General features: G+C 54.0%; 17 protein-coding genes. 10 read left to right on the top strand and 7 right to left on the bottom strand.

What is annotated here, in order from left to right; all coding sequences use genetic code 11:
* Positions 1 to 246: 246 nt before the first annotated feature.
* The 4 genes from secG (at position 247) to DPQ25_RS13505 (ending at position 3358) form a co-directional block, all read left to right on the top strand.
* Positions 247 to 498 (top strand): preprotein translocase subunit SecG, encoded by a 252-nt coding sequence (gene secG / locus DPQ25_RS13520; RefSeq protein ID WP_112333705.1) that lies wholly within the window; start codon positions 247 to 249, stop codon positions 496 to 498.
* Between the two features lie 93 nt (positions 499 to 591).
* Positions 592 to 2622, top strand: a complete 2031-nt coding sequence (rnr, locus tag DPQ25_RS13515; RefSeq protein ID WP_112333704.1) for a ribonuclease R — start codon at positions 592 to 594, stop codon at positions 2620 to 2622.
* A gap of 131 nt (positions 2623 to 2753) precedes the next feature.
* Positions 2754 to 3053, top strand: coding sequence for a DUF2508 family protein (locus tag DPQ25_RS13510; RefSeq protein ID WP_112333703.1), 300 nt, complete (start codon positions 2754 to 2756; stop codon positions 3051 to 3053).
* A 41-nt stretch (positions 3054 to 3094) separates the two neighbouring features.
* Positions 3095 to 3358 (top strand): pro-sigmaK processing inhibitor BofA family protein, encoded by a 264-nt coding sequence (locus DPQ25_RS13505; protein ID WP_112333702.1) that lies wholly within the window; start codon positions 3095 to 3097, stop codon positions 3356 to 3358.
* Between the two features lie 73 nt (positions 3359 to 3431).
* On the opposite strand, the gene DPQ25_RS13500 is transcribed toward DPQ25_RS13505, so the two are convergent.
* Positions 3432 to 4007, bottom strand: a complete 576-nt coding sequence (locus tag DPQ25_RS13500; RefSeq protein ID WP_112333701.1) for a DUF4364 family protein — start codon at positions 4005 to 4007, stop codon at positions 3432 to 3434.
* A 45-nt stretch (positions 4008 to 4052) separates the two neighbouring features.
* Entirely contained in the window at positions 4053 to 4427 is a 375-nt protein-coding gene (locus tag DPQ25_RS13495; RefSeq protein ID WP_177577117.1) for a helix-turn-helix domain-containing protein, read from the bottom strand.
* 642 nt (positions 4428 to 5069) lie between these two features.
* Between DPQ25_RS13495 and DPQ25_RS13490 the strand changes: the two genes are divergently transcribed.
* Positions 5070 to 6221, top strand: coding sequence for an aldo/keto reductase (locus DPQ25_RS13490; RefSeq protein ID WP_112333699.1), 1152 nt, complete (start codon positions 5070 to 5072; stop codon positions 6219 to 6221).
* Positions 6222 to 6376: 155 nt separating this feature from the next.
* On the opposite strand, the gene DPQ25_RS13485 is transcribed toward DPQ25_RS13490, so the two are convergent.
* Positions 6377 to 8329: an elongation factor G gene (locus DPQ25_RS13485; RefSeq protein WP_177577115.1), complete on the bottom strand. Its 1953-nt coding sequence runs from the start codon at positions 8327 to 8329 to the stop codon at positions 6377 to 6379.
* A gap of 162 nt (positions 8330 to 8491) precedes the next feature.
* Positions 8492 to 10234: a glycoside hydrolase family 2 protein gene (locus DPQ25_RS13480; RefSeq protein WP_112333697.1), complete on the bottom strand. Its 1743-nt coding sequence runs from the start codon at positions 10232 to 10234 to the stop codon at positions 8492 to 8494.
* A 136-nt stretch (positions 10235 to 10370) separates the two neighbouring features.
* On the opposite strand from DPQ25_RS13480, the gene DPQ25_RS13475 reads away from it, so the two are divergent.
* The 5 genes from DPQ25_RS13475 (at position 10371) to DPQ25_RS13455 (ending at position 15111) form a co-directional block, all read left to right on the top strand.
* On the top strand, positions 10371 to 11183 hold the full coding sequence (locus tag DPQ25_RS13475) for an AraC family transcriptional regulator (RefSeq protein WP_112333696.1): 813 nt from the start codon (positions 10371 to 10373) through the stop codon (positions 11181 to 11183).
* Positions 11184 to 11211: 28 nt separating this feature from the next.
* Positions 11212 to 11742, top strand: a complete 531-nt coding sequence (locus DPQ25_RS13470) for a transcription repressor NadR (protein ID WP_112333695.1) — start codon at positions 11212 to 11214, stop codon at positions 11740 to 11742.
* A gap of 91 nt (positions 11743 to 11833) precedes the next feature.
* Entirely contained in the window at positions 11834 to 12415 is a 582-nt protein-coding gene (locus DPQ25_RS13465) for a hypothetical protein (protein WP_177577113.1), read from the top strand.
* Between the two features lie 184 nt (positions 12416 to 12599).
* Positions 12600 to 14462: a glycoside hydrolase family 127 protein gene (locus DPQ25_RS13460; protein WP_112333693.1), complete on the top strand. Its 1863-nt coding sequence runs from the start codon at positions 12600 to 12602 to the stop codon at positions 14460 to 14462.
* 139 nt (positions 14463 to 14601) lie between these two features.
* Complete coding sequence (locus tag DPQ25_RS13455; RefSeq protein ID WP_112333692.1) at positions 14602 to 15111, top strand: GNAT family N-acetyltransferase; 510 nt, start codon at positions 14602 to 14604, stop codon at positions 15109 to 15111.
* 145 nt (positions 15112 to 15256) lie between these two features.
* Here the strand turns inward: DPQ25_RS13455 and DPQ25_RS13450 are convergent, their stop codons facing one another.
* The 3 genes from DPQ25_RS13450 to DPQ25_RS14780 all read right to left on the bottom strand — a co-directional run.
* Positions 15257 to 17017: a type 2 periplasmic-binding domain-containing protein gene (locus tag DPQ25_RS13450; protein WP_112333691.1), complete on the bottom strand. Its 1761-nt coding sequence runs from the start codon at positions 17015 to 17017 to the stop codon at positions 15257 to 15259.
* 199 nt (positions 17018 to 17216) lie between these two features.
* Positions 17217 to 18134: a carbohydrate ABC transporter permease gene (locus tag DPQ25_RS13445; protein ID WP_112333690.1), complete on the bottom strand. Its 918-nt coding sequence runs from the start codon at positions 18132 to 18134 to the stop codon at positions 17217 to 17219.
* A 19-nt stretch (positions 18135 to 18153) separates the two neighbouring features.
* A partial coding sequence (locus tag DPQ25_RS14780) for an ABC transporter permease (RefSeq protein WP_112333689.1) occupies positions 18154 to 19132 on the bottom strand: 979 nt, incomplete at its 5' end.

The raw sequence follows: 19132 nt of genomic DNA, 5'->3' as shown, positions 1-19132 counted from the left end.
AAACCTGTTTATAGTATGGGCCGGCAGCCGGAAAATATGCAGCGGAAATTATTTTCTCCCGGAGAGCCCGCGCAAATTTTTTAAGGCTCCGCTTTTAAGCGCGGCCGCTCGGATGGGCTTGGCTGCCGAGGCGCTTCGGGCCCCTGCGGGCATTGATATTTTTGTAAAATATTAGATAATACTTGCTATCTTGCATTTTTTGTGGTACTATTATTAAAGTTATTGTGAGGTGTCGGAGGGAATTTTATGTCTGTACTTCAAATTATATTTGGAATCATCCTTCTTTTGTTCTCAATTGCAATTATTATTGTTATTTTGTTGCAGGAGGGCCACCAGAAGGATCTGGGAACTATTACCGGCGGCGCGGATACCTTTTTGTCGAAGAATAAGGCGCGGTCTGTTGACTCCTTTTTGGCGCGTTGGACCAAGTTTATTGCAATTGGCTTTTTTGTCATTGTCATTTTGATCAACGCGTTTATGTTTTTTGGTGGAAATTAATAAGGAGCTTCCGAAAGCCCCGCTGGCAGGCGGGGCTTTCATTATGTTAACTTTTGGCGGAAAGATTTGGATAAAATCAGTAATGGAGGAAACATGGCACAAAAAAAATTTAAAGGCAAAAAGAAAGGGGACGGGCGTGAGACCCTTTCCCTTCAGGATTTGGCAAAGGCGCCCCATGAGGATTATAAAAAAGAGGATCGGGAGAAAGGAATCCCGGCGCGGATTGTCTCGCTCTCCCGGACCTTTGCCTTCGCCCGCCCGGACGACGGCGGTGAGGATATCTTCATCCCGGGGCGGGCGCTGAACAACGCGTTTTTAGGCGACGCGGTTCTGTTGGACCGTGTGCAGCAGCAGGAGAAGGGCCCCAGCGCCGCCGTTAAAAAGGTGGTCGAAGCAGGCAGCCGCACCCTGGCGGGGACCATCGGCAGGTCCGAGCTCGGCGGCTGGGAGATGCGCGCGGACGCTGCGCTGCGCTACGCGCTGCCGCTGGCGCGGGATTCCCTGGCGGGCTTTCATGATGGGGACAAGGTTCAAGCCGAGGTAGTTGTCAACCGCTACGGCGCTTACACGGCCCAGGTTACAAAAATTTACGGCACGGGCGGCAGTGCAAAAATCTGCGCGGATGCAATTATTGACCAAAATCAGATTCGCACAGAGTTTGAGGCGGAGGTGCGGCAGGAGGCCCGGGGCCTGGCCGATGCCGTGGTTACGGCGGAGGAAATCAGCGGGCGCCTGGATTTGCGCGCGGAGCCGATCCTGACGATTGACAGTGCCTCGGCAAAGGACCTGGATGATGCCATTTCCGCAAGGAAGACGGAGCGCGGTTTTGAGCTGGGCGTGCATATTGCCGATGTTTCGCACTATGTTAAGCCGGACAGCGCACTGGACCAGGAGGCCTTTCTGCGGGGTACGTCGGTCTACCTGCCCGCCCGGGTAATCCCTATGCTGCCCAAGGAGCTGAGCAACGGTGTGTGCTCGCTGAATGCCGGCACGGACAAGCTGACCCTTTCGGCACTGATAACCTTTGACAAAACCGGCAATATCCGATCCTATGAATTTCAAAAGACTGTAATACGCTCCAAGGTGCGGGGGGTGTATTCAGAGGTCAACAGTCTGTTTTCCCGCAGCGCGGACGAGGGGATACTGAAGAAATACGAGCCGGTCATGCAATCGCTGCAGGCCGCCAAAGAGCTTGCAGATGTTTTGAAGGCAAAATCCAAGAGTGACGGCACTATGGAGCTGGAGAGCACGGAGTCTGAGTTTGTGCTGGATGAGGACGGTGTGTGTATTGACGTGCTCCCCCGCCACAGCGGGGAGTCCGAGGAGATGATCGAGCAGCTCATGATTGCCGCAAACCAGGCCGCCGCGATGCTGGCAAAGGAGAATGGCCTGCCGTTTGTCTACCGCATTCATGAGTCGCCCGACCCGGACCGGGTGGACAGCCTGGCCCAGCTTGTCAATGCGCTTGGGCTCAATGCCGCCAGCCTCAAGCATCCCGGCGATGTCACCACAAGGGACTTTGCCAATATTATGGACCAGGCTGAAAATACGCCGGTTCAAAAAATTATCTCCCACCAGCTGCTGAGAACTATGGCGAAGGCACGCTATGACACGGCTCCGGTCGGCCATTTTGGTCTGGCCTTGGCGGATTATTGTCACTTTACGTCACCTATCCGCCGCTATCCGGATACGATGATACACCGCATCATCAGCACCTGGCTGAAAACAAAGGACCGTGAAAAATGCCTGAAGCTTTATAAGGAGGCCAGCGTGAAAGCGGCTGCTCATTCCTCGGAGTGCGAGGTTCGCGCAATGAATGCGGAGCGCAGCGCCGACGACTGCTACATGGCGGAATATATGCGCGCACATCTCGGCGAGGCGTTCATGGGTGTTATTAGCGGCGTAACGATGCGGGGCGTTTTTGTGGAGCTTTCAAATTCAGTGGAGGGGTTTGTACCCATTGACACCTTCCCAGATTCGGACTACCAGTTCGACGGCGTGGTCACGCAATATGACCGGACAACGGGCAAAAAGCTGACCATTGGGCAGAGCTTGCCGGTTAAGGTGGTCGCCTCGGACGTAGCGACCGGGCGTATTGATTTTATGTATAACGGAAATGATTAAAGCCAAAGCCGGCAGAGCGTATTGCTCCCTGCCGGCTTTCTTTTTCAGGGAAAAGCGGCGCCCCTTGGTATAAATATTGGAATAAATGACCATCCTAGCAGCATAAGGTTTTAAAGAAAGGCGGAGCTGCTATGGAAAATGTAATCAAGCTTATTCAACGTGGCGTAAGCCAGGCGTCCAAAACGACGGTTCAGGCAAAAGGGCAGGAAAGGAAAAATGAAAATGAGGCGTCGTTGCTGGAAAATATCCGGGAGGTATGCCATCAGCTGGCAGACAATGAGCGCTGGTTTCAGATGGAATGCAATGGGGATTTAATCGATGCCTGTATCTTTCAAAGAGAAGCGTTGATGGCGCGCTACCGCTATCTATTGGCACTTGCGCGGCAGCAGGGGGTCAACTGCAGCCCCTTTCAGAATCTATACCGGCCTTAAGCATGCTTGCGGAAGGGCTGGGTGAAAACGGAGGATTTTGAATGGATGGTATTTGGATTACCTTGATTTCGCTGGCCGTATTCGGGCTCTTGATACTGATTCAGCTCATCATCAAGGCAAAAAAACCGGTGCAGCGAGCGGTCGGCGGCATGGTGGTTGGGCTGTGCGCCCTGCTGGCGGTGAACATAACCGGCCTTTTCACAGGCGTCTCACTGCCGCTCAGTCCGCTGAGCCTGGGGGTCTCCGCTGCGGCCGGTATCCCGGGAGTGACGGCGATGCTGCTGTTGAACCTGATTTTCTATTGAATGAGGCCCAGCCCTTATAAAAAATTTGGAGCTATAAAAAGGCTTCTGCCAATTGGCAGAAGCCTTTTTATAGCTATTCAAACGCTTTTTTTGCCAGGTCCGGATTTTCCGTGAGCAATGCCAGCAACACCTGGTAGACCGTCTCCGGTGATTTGTGAAACGCCTTGCGGACAAGCTTGGCCTGGTGTTCATCCGGGACATAGAGGGAGATGTTCATCAGCTCAAGGTCCCCGCCGGAAATGTGGCAGTGAACATTGTAACCCTTGCTGGTCTGCTGAATAGTCACCTTATTCTCCTGCTCGCGCCGGGCCTTAGCCAGCAGGTTAACCGCAGCGGCGATGGCCTTTTCCCGTACCGACAGCGGCAAAACCTTGTCCAGCTGGCCGGCAATCAGCTTGGTTTGGGAAACAGCATGGTAGACAGGCGGGTCGCCATCCGCCGCCAGGCTCCCGTTGGCTGTCAGCTCAGCGAGCGCGTCGGTCACCTCAAAGTAATTGGCAAAGCCGTGTTCCTGCATAATAGACAGGACGTCCTCTCTGGACAAAGGCGCGCCAATACTGTTGACAAGATAGCAGAGAAGAATGCGAATTTCATTTTTGTTGCGGAGCCCTCCGGGTTCTATTCCACCGATAAAGGCATCATATTCCATCGGCAGCACCCCCTTTAAATAATAGTCTACGGTTAACGCAGAAAATTATTTGTCGATTTGTTTAACGAACTCCATTATTTTTTTTCTGGTCTGGTAATTGCCGGCACGGTAGTAACCGACCAAGGACATCTCGTCGCGGTCCAGGTCGTAAATATGACTGGCATTCTTTTTGCGGGCGTAAACATAGCCGCTGTCGGCAACATTGTGAATATCGGTTTCATCTGCCAGCAGTTCCGCCACAGAGATATTGAAAATCTTAGCTAATGTCACGGTAGTAGGGACATCCGGCATGGACTTACCGGTCTCGTAGTAAGTATAGGTGGAGCGGGAACAGTTCAAAAAGTCGGCGACCTGCTGCTGAGTGTAACCGCTTTTTACACGGAGCTCACGCAAGCGCTCGTTTATCTTGAAATCCGACAAAATACCACATCCTATCTAATTAATTCCTTCTAAATGTAATGATAATCAGAAATAGGGCACTTGATTAAGAAAGGTCGGGATTATTCACAAATAAATCTTTCCAATTCAATTCCGTTGGAAAAAACAGGCAGGAAGGGCGGCTTGCTGGGAAAATATTCTTTGTAATTCTATTACTCAGACTGTTATAGTATGACCTCTAAAATGGGGATTTTATTCTTATTATTTTTAAAGAATATAGCCAAGGTTTATTCATCTTCATTTAAAAACGGCCTGGCAGCGTATGATTTTTATCAACGAAAAATATGTAGGAGCTTGTGAGAACGAAGGCCTAAACAGTTCGGGGATTTTGTTTATAATACCGACATTGCCTATTTGTTGACAAAAGAGAAAAAAGAAAAAATAAAGAGAAAAATGTCGAATTTACCCGGAGGCCTTAGCCGCCTTTAATTTGGCCCCGCTGCTGTAAAATGTTAGCCGCAATAAAAATAAAAAGGCCCGCCGCGGGAAAAATCCCGCGGCGGCCTGCTTTACGCTTGTTTCCCCTGGAGAAGGCTGATATAATAAGAACAATCATCGGGGGCCGGGCGTTTTGGCCTTTCGTACATTGACGTTCAGGTTAGGATTTTTTTAGGAGGGATTACAATGAAATACAGGACGCTGGGGCGCACGGGCATACAGGTCAGTGAAATTGGCCTGGGCTGTGAGCATTTGCAGGGCCTTGGGGAGGAAGAGGTATTCGCGGTCGTTGACGAAGCGATCCGCTGTGGGGTAAACCTGCTGGATGTTTTTATGTCGGAGCCCAATGTGCGAACGAACATTGGTAAGGCGCTGCAGGGCCGCCGCAGCCGGGTGCTGCTGCAGGGGCACCTGTGCTCCGCCTGGCTGGACGGGCAATATAGCCGGGACCGGAACCTGGATAACTGCAAGTTTTTCTTTGAGGACTTTATGGAGCGCCTCGGTACTGATTATGTAGACATTGGTATGCTGCACTTTGTGGACACGGAGGAGGATTTTCGCAGCGTATTTGAGACGGAAATTATCCGTTACGCGCTGGATCTTAAGGAAAAAGGCGTTATCAGGGCGCTGGGCATGAGCTCCCACAGTCCTGTTATTGCGGCCCGGGCGGTGGAGACGGGGCTGATTGACGTGCTTTTGTTCAGCCTGAATCCCGCCTATGACCTGCTGCCGGAGAGCGCATCCGTGGACGATCTATTTACTCCGGAGTCCTACCGGGTGGACGGGCTCAACGGGATTCATCCGGCCCGTGACCGTCTTTATCGCCTGTGTGAGGGACAGGGGACGGCTATTACTGTGATGAAGGCGCTGGCGGCAGGTGTGCTGCTAAACGCGGAGACCTCTCCCTTTGGGGTAGCGCTGACCCCGGCACAGTGCATCCACTATGCGCTGACCCGCCCGGCGGTAGCCAGCGTGCTGCCCGGCTGTAGCACGCCTGCCGAGGTGCGGCGTTCTGTGGCCTACGAGGAAGCTTCGGAGCAGGAGCGGGATTATTCGGTGGTACTAAGCCAAATGCCCAAGTATTCCATGCGGGGCAAATGCATGTACTGCAACCACTGTTTACCCTGCCCGGCACATATCGATATTGCCCAAGTCAATAAATATCTGGATCTGGCTCAGGCCGGCGCCCAGGCGCCGGATACAGTCCGGGCCCACTACGGGGCGCTGGAGCAGCACGCCTCGGATTGCATCCGCTGTGGCAGCTGCGAGCGCAACTGTCCGTTTGATGTCCCGGTACGCAGCCGTATGCAGACGGCGCAGGAGCTTTTCGGGCTGTAAGCCGGAATTTCAGCAGCTGTGCACGGTTCGCCGCCGTCCTCGGTTTATCCGGAGCCCTCCGGTTTTTTTCAGGGATCTATTTTCGCCTGCTTCATATAAAGCGTGGCTGCCACCCATAAAAGGGCGGCAGCCACGCTTTTAGACTGTTTTGAATATTACAGCGCACTCCGCGCATGAAGAATCCATTTGGAACGCTCCAGCAGCGGGTGGATCCCCCGCCGCCTTGCGGTGGCGCCGAGCTCCAGCGGGCATTCTTGGTAGCGGTAAAATTCTGAGTAGTAAGAGCCCTTGCCGCTTGTCATGGAGCGGAAGGCAATGGGATATTCCAGGGAGGCCGCCGCGGGCAGCAGGGCCTCCAGGCTAAAAACACCCTTGCTGACAGCTGGAGAGTCGAACTCTCCCCGCATCTGTAAAATATCACGGATGGTTTTGCCTAAAAATTCCTCGCCGGCGGAGAGCGTTACCCGTACAATGGGTTCCAGCAGGACGGCGCCGCTGTCGGTCAGGGCGCGCAGCACGGCGATGGGGGTGGCGACGAAGAAATCCAGCGGGTGAGTATGGACATGGTGGTGCTCGCCGCCGGTGAGTGTAAACCGGGCATCCGTTACCTCCCAGCCGTACAGGCCCTGCTTCAGGGCGTCCCGCAGGCTGAGCTCTACATGGTGCTGGTAGCGGTAAGGAAGCTGTTTTTCCTTAATAGCCGATTCAAAGCGGACGCCGCTGCCCCGGGGCAGCGGTTCAGCCTTCAGCTCCACAACGGCCCAGCAGGGCTTGGGCATGGTGTAGCGTTCCAGCCCGATTCCGGTCTTAGCGGGGGTTTCTTTGTAAATGACGCTGGGCGAGGAGAATTGTGCCCTTAGCCTGTAACGGTCCCACAGAAGCTCGGACAAAATTTCAAGCTGGATTTTTCCGGTGATTTTCAAATGAAGCTCACGTTCTTCCTTCAGCCATTCCAGGTCTAGCAGCGGGTCCTCCTCGGCAAGCTCCTGCAGGGCGGCGGCTAGGGCTGTCAGGTCCTGCTCCTGCTCAGGCAAAACCTGCACGGTGAGCAGCGGAAAGGTGAGCGGGCAAAAACGGTCCAGCGGCTGTTTGCCGACAATATCCCCTGCCTTGAGGCTGCCGAGGCCGTAAACCGCAGCGATTTCACCGGCGTGCAGAATGTCGAGGCTTTGGCTTTTTGCGCCGTTGAAGCGGCGGATCTGTGTAGCCTTTTCCGGTTCGTCACTGTTTAGGAGCGGTACAGGATCCCTGCTTTTGATGCAGCCGTTGAATAAACGGATATGGGCGCCCTTGCCCAGGACAGGGTCGTGGTCTACCTTATAGACCAGGCCGCTGAGCGGCGCGCCGTCGCTGCCCTGGGCGGCAGGCAGATAGCGGATTATGCTTTGCAGCAGCGCCTCCATCCCCACGCCAAGCTTGGCGGAACCAAAACAGACGGGGGTGAGCTGCCTCTGGCGGCAGGCATCGGATATGGTTTGCATCAAAAGCTCGCCGGCAATCGGTTTATCCGCCAGATACAGTTCTGCGACCGCATCGTCCAGGTCGGCAGCCAGGGCGGCCAGCTCCTCCCGGGCCTTGCCGCCGTAGTCCTTGGGCTCAATGGAGCAGTCCTCCATACCGGCCTGAAGCACCGTCTGCGTAATAAAAAGCCGGGCTCCAAGCTCTTCGCGGATTTGCAGCAGCACCGCCTCGCAGTCGCAGCCTGCCCGATCGATTTTATTGACAAAAATCAGCGTCGGGATGCCAAGCTGCTCCAGGGCCCGCCAGAGGTGGCGCGTCTGCGGCTGCACCCCTTCCGCGGCGGAGATTACCAGCACAGAGCAGTCCAGCGCGCCGAGCGTACGCTCTACCTCACCGGAGAAATCCACATGGCCCGGGGTGTCGATGAGGTTGATCTGCACGCCCTGGTAACACAGACAGGAAGAAGCTGTTTTCACGGAGATTCCCCGCTTGCGCTCCACCTCCAGCCAGTCGGTTTGCGCGGTTCCCCGGTCCACGCTGCCGGCCTGCCGGATGCTGCCGCCCAAATAGAGCAGCTGCTCCGTAACAGAGGTTTTCCCGGCGTCAACATGGGCCAAAATGCCGAGGTTCATCATCTTTTGCTTCAAAGTGGCGCGCTCCTTTCCATTGCTGAGGCTGATTTGGTAAATCATTTCTGAAAATAATTATATCGGGGATTTGGGCGGCAGACAAGCTTTTTGGTATTAAAAATAGAGATCGATAAAGAACAGCCGCCGGAAATCATTTCCGGCGGCTGCTTTTCAGCGGGATTATTTTTTCTTTTCAATCGCCGCCGGCTTTTGGTTGGTGGCGGTAATGCGCGCGTAGATCTCAGGCTTAAACTTCGGCTTGCGCTCATAGGTATACATGCCGTTCTGCTCCTGCTCCACGTCATAAAGCTGGGTGTAGCAGAAGGCGCAGGTGTATTCGTTGCCGAGCAGGGTCTCCGTGAGCCCGCAGTAGCGGTCTGCCAGCTCCTCCTGGGTGGCGGGCCCGTTGCCGTAGCCCCAGCCGTCCGTGCTTTCATTGGACCACCAGGTCCCGCCGTATTCGCTGACAAAGAAAGGCTGGCCGGCATAATGCTGGCGGTTCTCGTAGGTGTCGTAAATATGCTCCGGCGTAGTGGCGCCGTAGCGCTCTGCAAAGATGCCGGGGTCCTGTTCATAGTCGTGAATGTCGTAAATATCGGTAGCCACATGGAAGTTTCCGCTGGTGTCAATTACCGGGCGGGTGGAATCCACCGCCTTGGTGGCGCGGTAAACAAGCTCCAGCACCCGGTCGTCCTGCTTGCGGCCCTCACGGTCCCAGGTCTCATTAAACGGGCACCAGCCGATAATGGCAGGGTGGTTGAAATCCCGGTTTAGAACTTCGAGCCACTCGGGCAGGAAGTTCATGACTCCTTCGGGCGTGGTGATGTCCAGGCCCCAGTTTGCCTGCTCGCCCCATACCAGATAGCCCAGGCGGTCCGCCCAATAGAGGAAGCGCTCCTCAAATACCTTTTCGTGCAGGCGCGCGCCGTTAAAGCCCAGCTGCATCGAAAGCTCAATATCGTGCTTGAGCGCCTCGTCGCTGGGAGCGGTGTAGATGCCGTCCGGGTAGAAGCCCTGGTCCAGCACAAGCCGCTGGAAGACCGGGCGGCCGTTCAGGTAGAAGGCGTGGTTTTTGAGTTCAATGGTGCGGAAGCCGCAGTATGCGGAAACCGTGTCAACGGTTTCGCCGTTTACTGTCAATTCGTAGCACAGGTCGTAAAGGTTGGGCTGGCCTACATCCCACAGCTGGGGATTTTCAACGGTTACGGAAAAATCGGTGGTTCCGGTGTGCACGGGAACCGTTGTTTCGGCCACAGCCTGCCCTTTGTAGGAAACCGTGGTATGGAGGGCGGCATCCGCCGCTTCGCCGCAGATCTTGGCGGAAAAGGCAAGGACGCCGCTGGCGGCATCCGCTATGGTGTGGACGTTCTCCAGATAGCAGCGGGAGGTGTATTCCAGCCACACCGTCTGCCAGATGCCGGTAGTACGTGTGTACATGCAGCCGTAAGAGCCGTATTGGTCGCTTTGCTTGCCGCCGGGCTGCCGGGCGCCGCGTACATCGTCGCGCGCCTGGACGGTGAGCAGGTTTTCGCCGGCCTTTACATGTTCCGTAATGTCAAAGCAGAACGAGCTGTAACCGCCGCGGTGGGTTCCGGCCTTTTCGCCGTTGACATAGACGGTGCACTCATAGTCGACAGCGCCGAAGTGAAGCAGTACGCGGCCTGAAAGCTTTTCCGCCGGGATGCGTATAATCCTCCGGTACCAGACGGCGGCCATGAAATCCTTATTTCCAATACCGGAGAGTTCGGATTCCGGGCAGAAGGGGACGTTGATCTGCTTGGAGAAGGCGGCCTCTGCTTTTTCCATGCCGCGCGCTGCGCCGCTGTCAGCCAAATCCATTTCAAATTCCCAGGTTCCGTTCAAATTTTCCCAGCTGTCCCTTACGAATTGGGGGCGGGGATATTCCTGACGGCTGATGTTCATAAAGTACTCAACTCCTTGGTTTTTAATGCGGGAAGGACTCTTGTAGGTACAGTATAAAATTTTTATTTGCAAAAATGAATCCAATATAGTAGCATATAAGTATAAAAAATGCGCATGTTTGAAGGGGAGAGGAGCCATGCCTTTCACAGAGGAATTTGTTTTGGTGCCGCAGGCGCTTTGCTCGGAGCGGTTGACAGTGCTGCTGGCAGGGGTCACCAGGCCGGATCAAAGCTACCGCATTGTTCGCCGCCCCTCCATGGAGTATATTGTGGAGTTTGTGGAAGCAGGGCATGGCATTTTGGAGACGGACGCCGGCAGGACGGAAGTGGGGCCGGGGGACTTTTACCTGATCCCCGCCGGCTGCAACTGCGAATATTATGCGGACCGCCGGGATCCCTTTCAAAAAATCTGGCTCAATATTTCCGGCAGCCTGGTGGAGCGCCTCAGCTCCCTCTATTTTCCAAAGCGTGAGGTTTTATGCCGTTCTGTGGCGGTAGGCGGGCTTTTTAGGGAGCTGCATCAGATTTTAAAAGACGGTGCGCCGGACGGAAGGCTGGCGCTGGAGCTGAAGGTGCACGAGCTGTTTTTTCGGGCCTCGGCGCGCGAGGGGCCCGTCTATGCTAAGAAAAGCGCCGCCCAGCGGGTAAAGGAATATATGGACCAGTCTTTTTGCGAGGAGCTTTCCCTGGAGGAGCTCTCCAGCCGCTTTTTTATCAGCAAGGCGCAGCTGGTGCGGGATTTCCGCCGGGAGTACCAGACAACCCCTTACGCGTACCTGCTGGAGAAGCGCATGGCGTTCTCTGTGGTATTGCTGCGCAACACGGCGCTTTCCGTGGCGGAGATTGCCGAAAAGCTGCAATTCCACAACGCGCATTATTTTTCCTCGGCCTTTAAAAAGGCGATGGGCGTTTCACCGACAGCGCTTAGAAAGCAAACGGATATACGATGAAAAGGATTGACGAAAGGAAGCGACAGAAGTGGATACAGCAGCACGCAGGGCCGCGATTTCAGAGACCCTGAGAACGGCGGAAAAGCCGGTGAGCGCTTCGGCTCTGGCTAGGCGTTACCAGGTGAGCCGCCAGATTATTGTGGGGGATATTGCTCTGCTGCGCGCCGCGGGCGAGCGGATTTTTGCAACGCCGCGCGGCTATGTGTATGACGTGGGGCATAACGACAGCGGCGCGGTAGTGAGGACCATCGCCTGCCGTCACCGTGGAGAAAGGGCCCTTGTGGAGGAACTCTATACGGTGGTAGACCTGGGCGGAGAGGTCCTGGATGTGATTGTGGAGCATGCGGTGTACGGCCAGCTGATCGGCCAGCTGCAAATTCGTTCCCGTTTCGACGTGGACGCTTTTGTGGAAAAGCTGAATCAATACCGTGCGGCGCCGCTTTCATCGCTGACGGAGGGCATTCACCTGCATACACTGAGCTGCCCGTCTGAAGAGGTTTTCAGCCGGATCCAAAAAGCACTGCGTGAAAGCGGTATTTTGTTGACCGACGAGGCTTGACAGATTTTTCTTCATGTTGTAGAATATACAGGTGTCATGACAGGTGTAAGCCCGTGCCTGTATATTCAGAAGGAGAAAGGTCTGTTTACCGATGAAAAAAAATACACAAACCATCCAATCCATGGCAATTACCGCGCTTTTATGCGCGCTGGGAATCATGATCCCCATGGTGATGCCGAAAATTGTGATTCCGCCCATGTCCTTTACCCTGGCGAGCCATGTTCCAATTTTTATTGCGATGTTTATTTCTCCGGTATCGGCCATTGCAACGACGTTGATTACAAGCGTGGGCTTTTTATTCTCGCTTTCGGTTGTGGTGGCGCTCCGTGCGCTTTCTCATATTTTCTTTGTCATTGCCGGCTGCCTGCTGCTGAAAAGGTTTGCCAACCTCCTACAGTCGCCCAAGACGGCAATCCCCTACGGCCTGCTGCTTTCGTTGATCCATGCCGTCGGCGAGACCCTGGTGGTGACCTTCTTCTATTTTGGCGGCGGTGTGGACGACAGCTGGTACGAGAGCGGTTATATTGTCGCGGTGCTGCTGCTGGTCGGCGTTGGGACAATTGTGCACAGCATGATCGATTTCGGCCTGGCTGTTGCGGTGTGGAAGCCCGTTCAAAGCGTGCTGCGCATGCCCGTCGCCGCGCCGATGCGGCGCAGGGAAAAGGCAGTATAAAATCAAGGATAAAAATTTGCCTGCTGTTGAAATTTTCAATGGCGGGCTTTTTTGTGCCCCGGTTTTACCGGAAAGGCTTAGGAAGTCGTTTTTTGCAAAAATAATGTCTATTTTTTACATTGTAATGCGGGCCGTTTTTCTTTATAATGAAGCAAAATCAGTTTGAAGCAGAGGAGAGGAATAGATGAAACATCAACAGCGGGTAGATTTTTCAAAGGTATCGATTGACGGCGGGTTTTGGAAGGCCAAGCAGGACATGGTAGCCGGGACCTCGCTCATGGCCGTATATGCGCGCTTCGCGGAGACGGGCCGTTTTGAGGCGCTGAAGCTGAATGGGGTGGAGGGCCAGCCGGATACGCCCCACATTTTTTGGGATTCAGATACAGCCAAATGGATAGAGTCGGCGGCCTATGTATTGCAAAAGCGCCCGAATCCGGAGCTAGAGCGCTTGGTAGACAGCCTGGTGGACGATATGGTCGAAAGTCAAATGCCCGACGGCTATTTTCAGTCCCATTTTCAAACGGTGGAGCCGGAAAACCGCTGGACCCGCAGGCAGGACCATGAGCTTTATTGCGCCGGACATTTGATGGAGGCGGCGGTGGCCTATTACGAGGCCACCGGCAAGGATGCTTTTTTAAAAATGGTCTGCCGCATGGCCGACCACATTGAACGGGTTTTCGTTAGGGAAGGCAGTGCGAAATTCCACTCGCCCGGGCATGAGGAAATCGAGCTCGCGCTGGTTCGGCTCTATCACTGTACGGGGGAAAGGCGCTATCTTGAGCTTGCCGAATATTTTGTCAATGTGCGCGGTACAGCGAAAGACCACGACAGCTCCTATGCTTGGTGCAACCCCAGGTATTACCAGGCGCATCTGCCGGTCCGCGAGCAGACTACAGCGGAGGGGCATGCGGTACGCGCGGTATATTTATATAACGCAATGGCCCGGCTGGCGCTGGAAACGGGGGATGAACGCCTTTGCTCGGCGGCGAAGAAGATTTTTAACAACATTGCAGACCGCCGTATGTATATTACCGGCGGCATAGGGTCCTCGTCCGTGGGCGAAGCATTTACGGTGGACTACCACCTGCCCAACCTCACCGCATACGCGGAAAGCTGTGCGGCATTGGGATTGGCGCTATTTGCCCAGCAAATGGCCCAAATAGATGAGGATGCCCGCTATGCCGATGTGGCGGAGCGAGCGATGTATAATGGATTTTTATCAAGCATTTCTCTGGACGGCAAGGCGTTTTTTTACGAAAATCCATTAGAGATTGACCCCATGCTGCATCATAAGGATGTCAGCGTGGATGAAAATAAAGAGCGCTTCCCTATTATGCAGCGCAAAGAGGTTTTCGAGTGCTCCTGCTGCCCGCCCAATATTACCCGCTTTATTGCATCAATTGGGAATTTCCTCTATACACACGAGCGGGGGATGGTCTATGTTCACCAGTATATGGAGAGCAGCGCTCGGTTTGAAACGGAGGCTGGACCGGTTTCCCTGGTGCAAAGAACGGCCTACCCCTACGATGGGGCGGTGGCGATAGACGTACAGGGGGTTCGGGAGCTTGCGCTGAGAATCCCGGGCTGGTGCGGGGAATGGTCGGCCATGGTTGATGGAAACGCCGTGCAGCCGCAGTGCCGCCGGGGCTATGCGCTTCTGGCGCTGGATGGCGGCAGCCACACGGTAGAGCTTACGCTTGCCATGCCGGTTTGTCTGGTAGCGGCAAATCCAAAGGTCCAGCAGGATGCGGGCCGTGTAGCCGTCATGCGTGGCCCGTTGGTCTATTGCCTGGAGGGGGTGGACAACGGCGCGTATTTGCGCGATATCCGTGTGGATCGGGCGGCGGACTGGAGCATTGGTTGGGAGAACGGCTTGGGGGTGCAGGCGCTTTCCTGTACGGGCTGGCGCAGAAGGCTTGACCCAGCGGCGCCGTTGTATGCGCCGCTGCAGGACGACCTGGAGCCCGCCAGCCTGAAATGGATTCCCTATTTTGCCTTTGCAAACCGCGGGGAAACAGAAATGATTGTTTGGGTGCAGGTACGGTAATGGCCGCATAATTTTAATGGAGCAGAAAAGCGGCGAATCTTTTTCAAGCGGGGATTACCCGTGAAAATCGGCAAACGCTCTTCCCATCCCTTTTATTTTGTATTACAATGGATTGCGGATGAAAGGAAGGAGAAATCAGATGCAGGTTGAGGTAAAGCGCGCCCAGGCGGGGGATATCCCGGTTATTGAAGCGATTCTAAGGGATGTGGCCGAGTGGCTGGACCGCGGCGGGCAGCATCAGTGGAGTGCGGAGGATGTCTCCTGGAAATCCCTGAGCCGGGATTATCAAATCGAGGAATTTTATATTGTGTATAGAATGGGGGAGCCGGTGGCCTGCATGGCGCTGCAGGATTACGACCCTGTCTATTGGCCGGGGGTTGATAAGGGAGAGGCCTTGTTTTTGCATAAGCTGGCGGTTAAGCGTACGGCTGCCGGTCAGGGGTTGGCGGCCTATCTGATCGCTTATGCGAAACAATGCTGCCATGAAAGAAAAATTTCCGCGCTGTGTCTGGACTGCTGGCGGGACCGTGCAAAGCTGCGGGAGCTATACGAGCGGGAGGGCTTTGTCTGTGTGAAGGAGGCGGTTTTGTTTAACCGTTATGATGCCGCTTTTTATCGCTGCCAGATCGGCCGGACGGATATTCGCTGACTTTTTTGGGCACAAAGGGAAGCAACAAAAGCCCCCTATAGAGTTTAACTCTATAGGGGGCTTTGCTTATTGTATGTGCGCCGTCTTCATACAATAAAAGGGGTTCAGGGGCTTTTAGTTAAAGCTTTGAGCTTATAAGCTTGGATTATTTTGCGTAATCGGGAACTTCAACACCGAGCTGCTCTGCGGACTGCTGAATAATTTCCTTGCCGCCCTTGCTGAGCCATTCCTGCATGTAGGCATCCCAATCGTCCAGACTCCTCGTGCCGGTAATAAAGGCATATTCCTGGGCAAGAACCCAGTCGGCATTCGAAACACTTGCTTCAGCGGCTTCGCCGGACAAGGTGACCAGCAGGCCGTCATTGGACCATCTGTCATAGCTGTTAATAACAGTTCTTCCGGCGTTTCCGCTTTTTATCCTTGCTTTAACAAACTCATCAGCATCGGGATCTTCATAGTCGATCTGGTAGGAGGTGCACAGGCCCCACATCTGCCAGATGCCATTGGGCGCTTGGGCGTCGCTCTGTTCTTTTGAGAGCATCTTATCGCCGACATCGGAGATATAGAACGATTTATTATCGTCAGTATAGCCCCAGACTTTCCCGTCTGCATTTACGTCCATTCCGGCAGCCTCATAGACTTCAGGAATCGAGTTCTGAATGGTCTGGAAGTAGTTTTCGCCGCCCATGGTCATGGTGTCGATCATGTGCGCGACTCTCTTCAGCTTGCCGTCCTGGCCCTCAAACTTCTCTTTGGTGAATGCCCACATATAACCGGGGTTGCCGTTGGCGCCGAATTTGCCGCCTTCGATGGGAGCGTTCTGGTAGTAGGCCCATTTCTTAAAGTTTTCTATGTTTTCATCCTCGCCGTTTTTGGTAACAACCTGTGCCTCAAAGGTGCCGGCCGGGAACCAGCATACGGAGATCATGTCGTTGGAAGCGTCGCCCCAAGCCTGCTCCCAGCCCTTTGTAAACCAGTCGGGCGCCAGTACTTTGGCATCATTGAGCTCTTTGACAAAGCTGAGGAATGCCTTGCGGGTGCCGTTAAAATAGGGGTGGGAGAGCTCTCCGTCTTCTACATGAGCGGCCGGGTTGCCGAACATGGTCTCAAAGCCGCCCAACATACCATAGCCCTTACCTTCGCCGCCGCCGGTCATGAAGTAGGTGTCGTCCTTGCCGTTGCCGTCGGGGTCGTTAAAGGTAACAGCTTTGGCGAATTCGAGTACCTCGTCCTTCGTGGTCGGATATTCCATATCCAGCGCTTCCAGCCAGTCCTGGCGAACGACAAATCCCCAAACGCCGTCCTGAATGTTGTACTTGGTAATGAACGGGATTTCGTTGTTGCTGCTGTTGGTGCTCCACTTAATCATGTTCTTTGTGGTGTAGTTGTTGGAGAGCGGCAAATACGGATAGATGTTCTTCGCATCCACCAGCAGGCCCTGGTCGGACAGGGTGAAGCCGTATTCGCGGCTCGGCAGCTGGATGATATCCGGATAGTCATTAGCCGCAAAACGGGTCGAAAGAACCGTCTGGTAATCTTCGCCGGTAGGAGCGGTCAGGGTGATGTCCATGTTGAATTTGTCACTCAGCCATTGGTTGACCACATCGTCTTTTGCTTCCAAGGCCGCCGTGCCGTAGTTCGTGGATATAATCTCGATGCTGTACCTCTCGGTCAAATCATCATAGCTGTAGTCAAGGCCGTCACTCATAATGATCTCTTTGGGCAGCTCATCCGGGAACTCAATGTCATCAAAGGATCCGACATCCGTGGCGCCGGAAGATCCCCCGCCACCGGAAGCTGTGTCGCCGCCGGCTGAAGACGTGCTGCCGGAATCCGTGCAGCCGGAGAGAACGATGCCCACCGACATGCTCAGCGCCAGCATAAGTGCAAGTGCTCGTTTTGTCATTTCTCTTCCTCCTTAAAGAAGTTCGTTTTGTTGCTTTTCAGCGCATAGCCCTTCAGGCTACCCAGCCTGAATTGATACAACCCCGATATGATTAAGGCTTTCCGCCTTTAATCCGAAACACATTTGATAGAAGTCAGCTTTTGCCTGCTGGCCAATGAGTTTTTTGTTTTCAAGCCGTAAGGCTATTGAGTATGTATGCTCAGCCCTTGACAGAGCCGGTGTACATGCCGTAGATGAAGTATTTTTGCAGGAACGGATAGACGCAGAGGATCGGGATCAACGCCACGACCACCGACGCCATCTTAACACCCTCCGGCGTAACTTGATCAACGATAATAGTCGTTGTCCCTCCGGCGCTGTTGGTGGCAGTTACCGAACCACTGGAAAGCAGTAATTCCCGGATGACAAACTGAATTGTTTTCAGGTTTGCGTCACGTGTGTAGAGCATGGCGTCGAACCAGGAGTTCCAGTGGCCGACCGCCGCGAACAAACCGAGAGCGCACAGTGTGGGAACCAGCAGCGGCACTGCGATGTGCAGCATCTTCTGCATTTCGGTCGCGCCATCCAGATCCGCGGACTCGATGATCTCCGTGGGAATGCCCTCCACAAACAGCTTGATAATCAGCATATTGAACGCGCCGCCGAAGGCAGGCACAATGTAGACCCAGAAGGTGTTCAGCAGGTGCAGGTCGCGCATGAGCAGGTAGCTGGGAATGGTGCCGCCGCCGAGGATCATGGTGATGATGAAGTAAATCATAAACCATCTGCGGCCGGGCATCTGCTTATTGGCGAGCACATAACCGCCGGGCACCGTCAGCAGCAGAGCTGCCGGAACGCCGAGTAATACGCGGAAAACCGAAATCAAGAAGGAGCTCCAGAAGTTTGACTTCTGTAAAATAGACTGATAAGCCAATATTGTCGGTCTTTCCGGGATGATGACAAAGTAATTCTTTTCAATCATCTCCGCCTGGCCGGTAAAAGACATACCAATGACATAGAGCAGGGGGAATAGGCAGGTGAGTGTGACCAGGCCGACAATAATGATGATAATGGTTTGGTAGGTACGTTCAGCATGGGTAAGCTTGATTTTATTCGGATTTTTTTTCAATAAAGCCATAATATTCGTTCCTCCTTCCTTACCACATGCCGCGTCCGGCGACTTTGTTGGAGATATAGTTTGAGCCTACGATGAGGATCATGCCGATGACCGCCTTCATCATCGTGACCGCCTGGCCGATGCTGTACTGCATTTTGCCCAGGCCGACACGGTACACCCAGGTGTCGATGATGTCGGCAACCTCATATACGCCGGCGTTGTAGTACATCAGGATTTGCTCAAAATCGTTATTAAGAATACTGCCCAGCGACATAATCAACTGGAAAGTAATAATTGGCATCATGGTCGGCAGGGTGATAGCCATGATTTTGCGTAGCGGGCCCGCGCCGTCCACCTTGGCCGCGTCGTAAAGGTCCGGGCTGACGTTGGTCAGCGCCGCGAAGTAGAGGATGGTGCCCCATCCGACGCCCTTCCACACCTGCGAGCCAATCAGCAGCGGGCGGAAAGCCTCCTTACTGGTCAGAAAATCATAGGTCCCCATGCCCAGATCCTTCATAATATTGTTGATCAGGCCGTTGCCGGAGAAAAACGCGAAGACAATACCGTAAACGATAACCCAGGAGAAGAAGTAGGGGATGTAGACCATGGTCTGGCAGAACTTCTTGTACCAGGGGGTGAGGATGTCAAAAATACAGATGGCCAGCAAAATCGGCGGCCAGAAGCCCCAGAACAAACGCATGATACTGATTTCCAGCGTGTTCTTGATCAGGTTCAGCATCTCCGGCTCCTGGAAAACCTCGACGTAGTTGTCCCAGCCGACGAATTTAGCGTTCCAGATGGTGTTGCCGACCTTCATGTCCTTGAAGGACAGGACGGTACCCATGATGATGGGAATGTAGTTAAAGATGAAATAGTACAGCATGACAATGCCGATCATGATGTACAGCGGCCAGAATTTCTTCAGGGCCTTTTTTAGTGGTAATTTCTCGTTTGGTTTTGCTGCTTTCTTTTTCTTCGTTGTTTTCGGCGGATTTACCGCCGCGGCGCCAGCCCTCATT

The organism is Hydrogeniiclostridium mannosilyticum (genome assembly GCF_003268275.1).
GTDB lineage: Bacteria > Bacillota > Clostridia > Oscillospirales > Acutalibacteraceae > Hydrogeniiclostridium > Hydrogeniiclostridium mannosilyticum.
Note: the sequence above shows the minus strand (reverse complement) of the source record. Positions and strands in the feature narration are given on the sequence as shown.

Excerpts from the sequence above, each read along its gene's own strand:
- secG (WP_112333705.1), top strand. The coding sequence starts at position 247 with ATGTCTGTACTTCAAATTATATTTGGAATCATCCTTCTTTTGTTCTCA.
- rnr (WP_112333704.1), top strand. The coding sequence starts at position 592 with ATGGCACAAAAAAAATTTAAAGGCAAAAAGAAAGGGGACGGGCGTGAG.
- DPQ25_RS13510 (WP_112333703.1), top strand. The coding sequence starts at position 2,754 with ATGGAAAATGTAATCAAGCTTATTCAACGTGGCGTAAGCCAGGCGTCC.
- DPQ25_RS13505 (WP_112333702.1), top strand. The coding sequence starts at position 3,095 with ATGGATGGTATTTGGATTACCTTGATTTCGCTGGCCGTATTCGGGCTC.
- DPQ25_RS13500 (WP_112333701.1), bottom strand. The coding sequence starts at position 4,007 with ATGGAATATGATGCCTTTATCGGTGGAATAGAACCCGGAGGGCTCCGC.
- DPQ25_RS13490 (WP_112333699.1), top strand. The coding sequence starts at position 5,070 with ATGAAATACAGGACGCTGGGGCGCACGGGCATACAGGTCAGTGAAATT.
- DPQ25_RS13480 (WP_112333697.1), bottom strand. The coding sequence starts at position 10,234 with ATGAACATCAGCCGTCAGGAATATCCCCGCCCCCAATTCGTAAGGGAC.
- DPQ25_RS13475 (WP_112333696.1), top strand. The coding sequence starts at position 10,371 with ATGCCTTTCACAGAGGAATTTGTTTTGGTGCCGCAGGCGCTTTGCTCG.
- DPQ25_RS13465 (WP_177577113.1), top strand. The coding sequence starts at position 11,834 with ATGAAAAAAAATACACAAACCATCCAATCCATGGCAATTACCGCGCTT.
- DPQ25_RS13460 (WP_112333693.1), top strand. The coding sequence starts at position 12,600 with ATGAAACATCAACAGCGGGTAGATTTTTCAAAGGTATCGATTGACGGC.
- DPQ25_RS13455 (WP_112333692.1), top strand. The coding sequence starts at position 14,602 with ATGCAGGTTGAGGTAAAGCGCGCCCAGGCGGGGGATATCCCGGTTATT.
- DPQ25_RS13450 (WP_112333691.1), bottom strand. The coding sequence starts at position 17,017 with ATGACAAAACGAGCACTTGCACTTATGCTGGCGCTGAGCATGTCGGTG.
- DPQ25_RS13445 (WP_112333690.1), bottom strand. The coding sequence starts at position 18,134 with ATGGCTTTATTGAAAAAAAATCCGAATAAAATCAAGCTTACCCATGCT.